The 7,126-nt window shown below is 60.1% G+C and carries 5 protein-coding genes and 1 pseudogene; 2 read left to right on the top strand and 4 right to left on the bottom strand.

Features of this window, described 5'->3' with window-relative positions; genetic code table 11:
* Positions 1-163: 163 nt before the first annotated feature.
* Positions 164-691 (bottom strand): annotated as a pseudogene (locus JX325_RS18715) (helix-turn-helix domain-containing protein); the annotation flags it as partial.
* Positions 692-784: 93 nt separating this feature from the next.
* On the opposite strand from JX325_RS18715, the gene JX325_RS10785 reads away from it, so the two are divergent.
* Both JX325_RS10785 and ymfI read left to right on the top strand, forming a co-directional pair.
* Positions 785-1,141 (top strand): helix-turn-helix domain-containing protein, encoded by a 357-nt coding sequence (locus tag JX325_RS10785; RefSeq protein ID WP_204791132.1) that lies wholly within the window; start codon positions 785-787, stop codon positions 1,139-1,141.
* Positions 1,138-3,426 (top strand): elongation factor P 5-aminopentanone reductase, encoded by a 2,289-nt coding sequence (gene ymfI, locus JX325_RS18160; RefSeq protein ID WP_243414047.1) that lies wholly within the window; start codon positions 1,138-1,140, stop codon positions 3,424-3,426. The genes JX325_RS10785 and ymfI overlap by 4 nt, the downstream gene beginning before the upstream one ends.
* A gap of 45 nt (positions 3,427-3,471) precedes the next feature.
* Here ymfI and JX325_RS10770 read toward each other — a convergent pair whose 3' ends face one another.
* The 3 genes from JX325_RS10770 to JX325_RS10760 form a co-directional block, all read right to left on the bottom strand.
* Complete coding sequence (locus JX325_RS10770) at positions 3,472-3,642, bottom strand: hypothetical protein (RefSeq protein WP_204791131.1); 171 nt, start codon at positions 3,640-3,642, stop codon at positions 3,472-3,474.
* Positions 3,643-5,773: 2,131 nt separating this feature from the next.
* Positions 5,774-6,667 (bottom strand): ABC transporter ATP-binding protein, encoded by an 894-nt coding sequence (locus JX325_RS10765; protein WP_204791130.1) that lies wholly within the window; start codon positions 6,665-6,667, stop codon positions 5,774-5,776.
* Complete coding sequence (locus tag JX325_RS10760) at positions 6,664-7,062, bottom strand: GntR family transcriptional regulator (protein ID WP_204791129.1); 399 nt, start codon at positions 7,060-7,062, stop codon at positions 6,664-6,666. The genes JX325_RS10765 and JX325_RS10760 overlap by 4 nt, the downstream gene beginning before the upstream one ends.
* Positions 7,063-7,126: the final 64 nt, after the last annotated feature.

Below are 7,126 nucleotides of genomic sequence, written 5' to 3'. Positions count from 1 at the left end.
ACTCCGACTCTCCTGTCCTGGCTCATGCTGAACTGTGAAACTGTGCTGTTACACAAGAGGGCCTGCGGCCCTCTTGTGGCACCCGCAGAAACCGTACACCCGCTTCGCGTCTGTACGGTTTCTGCGGGTCAGATAAGGGCCTCGATAAGCCCTGCTGCTATTTGGCCTCCCTGCTTTCCGCTTCCGTTCCATTCCCTTCCGGCGGCTTTGCCGCCCATCCCCAAAGGAGAGGGCAGGAGAAAAGATAGGAAAGGAATGGGTAATTGATAACTCTTTATTTGATTTTTCTTTATTTACTTATATCTTTATTTTATTGCGTCGGATTTACCTACATAGGATTTTCCGATATTGGATTTCCCGATGCAGGTTAATCCAACGCCGGTAAAGCAGACACCGATTGCGGCTGTTCGTAGATGGTGTACTCCGCTCCCCGCAGACGTCCCCGGCTGTCACGTTCCCTCGTCCGCACAATATACCCGGCCCGCTCCAGCTCGTGGACTGCCTGACGGATGGCGTCGATCTGTTCCCGGTTGATGTAGGCCAACCCTTGCAGGGTGTAGTCCCATTCTTCCGGCAACGAGAGGATTTGCGACAGCAGACCTTTGGCTTTCAGGGACAGGGATTTGTCCCGCAGATGGTGGTTGGACATGACGGTGTAATCTGTGGTTTTCTTGACATGAAATACTGGCATAGTATTCACATATCCTTTCTTTATAATTCATAATTTGGATTGACAGAAATCTCACTTTCTGCTATACTATCAGTACGACAGGAGGTGAGCAATTTGAGCGATATAGGCAAAAGAATGAGAACGCTCCGGGAGGGCATCGGACTGTCCCAAGCCAAGTTCGGAAAAATCGCTGGCATCCCCCAGGCTACCATCAATCGATACGAAACAGGCTACTCCGCCGCTCCCATCAAAGTGCTGATCTGGTATGCGGATTACTTCGATGTGTCGATGGATTATATCTGCTGCCGCACTGAAAAACCCCAGGGCAAGCTGTACGAGTACAAGCCAAAAATTCTGGAAGAAGATAAGGACATGAGGCGGTTTGTGGAGATGTGCTTTGACCCCGCCTCACCCATGAATGACCGCTTGAAAAAAGCCATCGTTGAAATGCTGGAGGGGGTGAAAGAGTGAACATTGTCATTTACGCCCGATATTCCAGCCACAGCCAGACGGAGCAATCCATTGAGGGCCAGCTTCAAACCTGCTATGAGTTTGCCAAGAACAACGGGCATATCGTGATTGGCGAATACATAGACCGGGCGCAGAGCGGCACGACAGACAGCCGGGCCGAGTTTCAGCGCATGATTGCCGACAGCGACAAGCACATTTTTGAGGGCATACTTGTTTATCAGCTTGACCGCTTCGCCCGGAACCGCTATGACAGCGCCATCAACAAGGCCAAGCTCAAAAAGAACGGCGTCCGGGTGATCTCCGCCAGAGAAAATATCAGTGACGACGCCAGCGGTATTTTGGTGGAGGGCGTGTTGGAGAGCATGGCCGAATACTACTCGGCGGAGCTGTCCCAAAAGATACGGCGGGGCATGGACATCAACGCTGAAAAGTNTTTGAGCAATGGGAGCAATCCGGGCCTTGGCTACTATGTGGACGAGGAACGCCGCTTCCATGTTGACCCGGAGGGTGCTGCTATTGTCCGGGAGATTTTTGAGATGTACGCCAGCGGAAAAACCGTCGCTGAAATCACGAAATATCTCAACTCGAAGCAGGTCAAGACTTCCCAGGGCAAGGAGTTCAACAAGAACAGTCTGCACCGGCTTTTGCGGAACAAGCGGTACATCGGCTATTACATCTACAAGGACACGGAAACGCCGGGCGGGATGCCCCGCATCATTGAGGACGAGCTTTTTCAGCGGGTACAGCATATCCTTGACCGCAACAAAAAAGCTCCCGCCCGTTCCAGGGGGCGAGAGGAATATCTGCTGACGACGAAGCTGTTTTGCGGCTACTGCCGGGAGATGATGACCGGCTACGGCGGGACGGGAAAATCCGGGACAGCCTATCGCTACTACGCCTGCAAGAGCGCCAAGAAAAAGGCTTGCCGGAAGAAAGTTGTCAACAAGCAGAAAATCGAGGACAGGGTTGTTTTGGAGTGCCACAAGTTGTTGACAGACAGCAATATTGAGAAAATTGCCCTCGCGGTTGCCGCCGCTTGTGAGGCCGACTATGACAGCTCCGCCATTAAGCGCATTAAGGCGGCAATACAAGAGGCGGATGTTGCCATAGAAAACCTCTGGAAAGCGTTGGAGCGTGGGCAGGCGGTGGATATGATTACCGAGCGCATTGGGAAGCGCAAGCGGGAAAAGGACGAGTTGCAAGGCCAGCTTGCCATTGAGATGGGAAAGCAGGTCACATTTACCGCTCCACAGATCAAGGTGTTTCTCTATTCACTGAAACGAGGGAATATCACCGATGAGAATAACCGCCGGGGAATGGTGAATATTTTCCTACGGGCAATCTACCTCTACGATGATAGAATGACGCTGATCCTCAACGGCGGAGACAGGCCAATCACCATTGATGATATTCTGCTGGACGAGATAGAGGAACACTTTGAGGACACGGTTTCAAGTCATGCGGGGTGTTCGCCGTTGGTTGCGGCCGCTCCACCAAAAAGCCTTGAAACCAGACGGTTTCAAGGCTTTCTTTTTGCGGAGGTGTGTATGATGAGACGATCTGCCTTGGTTACCGGGGCCTCCCGGGGCATTGGCCGGGCCATCGCCGCCGTCCTGGCCCGGGAGGGCTGGGCCGTCTGCGTCAACTATCTGGAACGCCGGGACGCCGCCGGGAGCTTGGTTTCCGAGCTCCGCGCTCAGGGCCGCGCCGCCATGGCCTTCCAGGCGGACGCTGCGGACCGGGGGGCGGTGGAAGCCATGGTCCGGGCCGCTTCGGAGGAGCTGGGGCCTGTAGAGCTGCTGGTGAACAACGCCGGAATTTCCCGCCAGGGCCTTTTCCAGGACCTGGACGACCAGGGCTGGGAGCGGCTTCTGGCGGTGAACCTCACTGGGCCCCGGAACGCCGCCCTGGCGGTGCTGCCCCACATGCTCAGCGAGAAGCGGGGGTGCATTGTCAATATTTCTTCCATGTGGGGCCTCCGGGGGGCCAGCTGCGAGGCGGCCTACGCCGCGACCAAGGCGGGGCTTATCGGCCTCACCCGCTCCCTGGCCCTGGAGCTGGCCCCGTCGGGCATCCGGGTCAACTGCGTGGCCCCGGGGTGCGTGGAGACGGACATGGTGCGGGCCCTGGGAGAGGAAACCCGGGCGATGCTGGCGGAGGAGACCCCCCTGGGCCGCCTGGGGAGGCCGGAGGAGATTGCGGAGGCGGTGGCCTTCCTGGCGTCGGACCGGGCGTCCTTTATTACCGGGCAGGTGCTGACGGCGGACGGGGGCTTCATTGTATAGGATACAGGCGCACAAAAAGAGAGGGAGGCCGAGCCTCCCTCTCTTTTATTGATAGCGGTACTGCATCCCGGTGTACTGCTCGATGCAGCTGAAAAACAGTTCCCGGTTCCGGAACTCCAGCAGCTTGCAGTCCTCCTCCTCATGGAAGGACACGATGCGGCGGCGGGTGTCGACCCAGACGCGCCAGAGGTTCTGCACGGATGTTGTTTGCTCCATAGGGGGAGTCTCCTTTCTCTTCATCTATACTATAAGACGATCCAGGAGGCGGTTTTGTTTCATTCCGCCGGGAAATTTTTTAANAATTTTTTCGGACCGCCTCACGGGTCAGCGGAGCAGCGCGGCGTCCACCTCTTCCCCAGGGTAAACGTAGGCGTCTCCGGGGTAGACGGCGCTGCCGGAGCGAGGGAAGCTGTAGGGGTCGTAGTCCCCCTCGAAGGGCACGCCCTCTTCCTCACTCTCCAGGGCGGACTGCTCCGCGTAGGTCAGGAGCCTCCGGCTCCCGTTCACAATGCCAAGGTCCTCCAGGGCCTTGAGAGTCTCCGTGCAGTAGGCGGAGAGGCTCAGGGAGACGGTCTGGGAGTGGGGGCCTGCCTGGGGACGGTCCAGGTCGGTGACGGAGTAATAGAGCTCCAGGCCCCCGGTGCAGATGGCCTGGTTATAGAGGTCGTCCAGCAGGAACAGGGTCCGTCCGAAGTGCCCCGCCGCCACGTCCCGCCGGACGGCGTCCTCCAGGGCCTTGGCCTGCTCCAGGGTCAGTTCCAGCTGTTCCATCTCCTTTGTCTCCGGGTTGTAGAGGCGGTCGGCGTAGCCGCCGGTGAGGCGGGTTTCAAGGTTCTCCCTGTAAACATGGCCGAAGATGTTGGCCTCCTGGATGGCGGGGTTGGCGGCCAGGGCTACCAGCTTCTGCAGGGCCTGGGACCGCTCCATCCGCTCCCGGGAGCAGGGGAGGTTATACATGCGGCTGGTGTGGGGGGAGCCGATTTCACCCTCATAGTATGTAACGTCCAAATAGGCCACGGAAACGTCCTCTCCCCCCAGGCCCCGCCAGCTTTTGTTCAGGTCCTCCCGCTCCGCCAGGACAGCCTGATGCACGTCCAGAATGTTCTGAATCAGGGCGGGGTCCGTTAGTCTGGTGCTGACGCCTCTGCCGTTTACGCCGTTGACGATCAGCAGAACGCTTCCCACCTCCTCCGGCCGGGGCGTCCAGCTCTCCACGCTCAGGGGGTCCAGCGCCACGGCGGCGCAGAGGGCGGCGGAGGCCAGCGCCGTGGCCAGAACCCCCTTCCAGCTTCCCCGGAACACCCGGAGGGACTTGCTCAGCAGCATGGAGGCGATGTAGTACCCAATCACGCCGGCTGCCGCCATGCAGAGGGCCAGGGGGACCGGGCTGGCGGTGCGGGTGGTCTCATAGCCCGCGAAGAATACGTTGTAGAGGGCCATGCCCCCGGTGCAGGCGGCGCAGAAGGCCACGCCATAGCGGAAGATGGGCTTCATCCACCCAACGGCCACCACCTCTCCGGCGCTCTCGCTCCTCCGGCGGCGGTACAGGGCCCAGGCCGCCGCCAGCAGCACCGCGCCCGCCAGGGCATAGACGGCGATGAGCCAGCCGTTTGCCAGGGTGACGGACTCCAGGACGGATTCCTCCCAGCCCTCGGCATTGATGATCTGCCGGGACGTCGTGTCCACGTTCAGCATCCTTNTCAGGTACATGGTGGGGCTCAAAAACTCGATCACGCCCTGGTAGTACCGCTCCACGCCGAAGTAAAACATGGTCATGAGCCTCGTGACCAGCCACTCGGCCCCGGCGGCGATGAAGTGGAAGATGAAATAGAGGGCGGCGAAGGCGAAGGGGTTGCCGGTGACGAACACCACCGCCGTGGCGGAGGCGAAGAAGAAAAAGCTCTGCCCCGCCACGGCCAGGATGGTCACCGCCAGGCCCACGGGCTCCAAGCCGCCCACGATGGCGGAAACCAGGATGGCCAGACCCCCGGTGACGGCGTAGGGCAGCAGCATCATGGCCATACCGGAGAGGAAGTCCGTGACGAAAATGCCCTTCCGGGTGACGGGCAGGGAGTGGTACATGCCCACGCTCCGGGGATCGTACAGCCAGCCCCAGGCCGCCAGGGCGCAGAGAGCCGCGTACAGCAGGGAGAGGGTGGGGATGATCCAGGCCACAATCTGGTAATAGCCCGCTGTAATGCCCAGGGGGTCGCTCATGGGCTCCCCAAAGAGGGCGTTCTCCCGGATGAGGATGGTGAGGAAGGCCAGGGGGAACAGGGCCCCAATGATGGACGCGCCGCCCCACAACGGCCAGAACCGGGCGAGATTCTTTTTAAAGAGGGTGGGATTAAAGTACGATGTCTTTGACCGCATAGTCGGCGCCTCCTAACTCATAGATGAAAATTTCCTCCAGCGTCAGCGGCACGGCGTCCACCAGCATGGGCTCGTAGACCGCCAGGCGGTGGGCGGCTTCCTCCGCGTTCATGCGCATGATGAGGGTGTGGATGCGCCCCACCTTGGAGGCGTGGAGCACCTCCAGGTCCTCCGGCACGCCGCCACCGTCCTTGAAGACCACCTGGAGCTTGACCATGTTGTCCTGCAATTGGGCCAGGGACCGCTCCAGCAAAACCCTGCCGTGGTCCAGGATGCCCACGTGGTCGCACACGTCCTCCAGCTCCCGGAGGTTGTGGGAGGAGACGAGGACCGTGGTCCCCCGCTGGCTGACGTCCCCCAGCACCAGCGACCAGACCTGCCGCCGCATGACGGGGTCCAGGCCGTCCACCGGCTCGTCGAGAATCAGGTAGTCCGGCATGGCGCTGAGGGTCAGCCAGAAGGCGGCCTGCTTCTGCATGCCCTTGCTGAGGCGGCGGAGGGGGCGCTTCTCGTCGATCTGGAAGACCTCCTTGCATTTTTCATACCGCTCCATGGAGAAGCTGGGGTAAAAGCCCCGGTAGAATTTGCACATGTCCCGGATGGTGGCCTGGGGGAAGTAATACCAGTCGTCGGCAATGGCGGCGACCCGGGATTTCAGGGCCTCGTTCTCCCAGACGCTTTGGCCGTCGATGGCGAGCTCTCCCTCGTCCTGGCGGTAGATGCCGGTAAGGCAGCGGATGAGGGTGGATTTCCCCGCGCCGTTGGGGCCCACAAGGCCATAGACGCTTCCCGCGGGGACGGACAGGCTCACGCCGTCCAGGGCGGCGAAGCCGTCAAAGCGCTTGACGGTGTTGGTAACTTGAATCATCGTGTTTCCTCCTTGCGCGCCCCGGCGGGGGCCCCGCCGGATGGCTCTTCTTCAAGAAGAGCCATGAGCTCTTCCTGGCTGACGCCGAGATACTTAAGCTCCGCCAGAAGCTCCCGGGCCTTTTCAAAGAGCTCCTTCCGGCGGACCGTTCCGGCGCCCGTTTCCCCGGTGGCGAAGCTTCCCTTGCCGGGGACGGAGTAGATGTAGCCTTCCCCCTCCAGCTCGTTGTAGGCCCGCTGGATGGTGTTGGGGTTGATGGACAGCTGCGTCGCCAGGGACCGGACTGAGGGGAGCTTTTCGTCCGTCCCGATGGCCCCGGTGACAATCAGCTTGCGCAGCCCATCCTTGATCTGCTCGTAGATAGGCCGGGAGTCCCGGTAGTTGAGGCTGATCACCGCGTACCTTCCCTTCCGCGGCGGGGCTACCCCGCCGCACGTTGTTGGTGAACTGTATTAACTG

Origin of the sequence: Oscillibacter sp. CU971 (assembly GCF_905219725.1) — a bacterium.
In the GTDB taxonomy this organism is placed as follows: domain Bacteria; phylum Bacillota; class Clostridia; order Oscillospirales; family Oscillospiraceae; genus Oscillibacter.
Note: the sequence above shows the minus strand (reverse complement) of the source record. Positions and strands in the feature narration are given on the sequence as shown.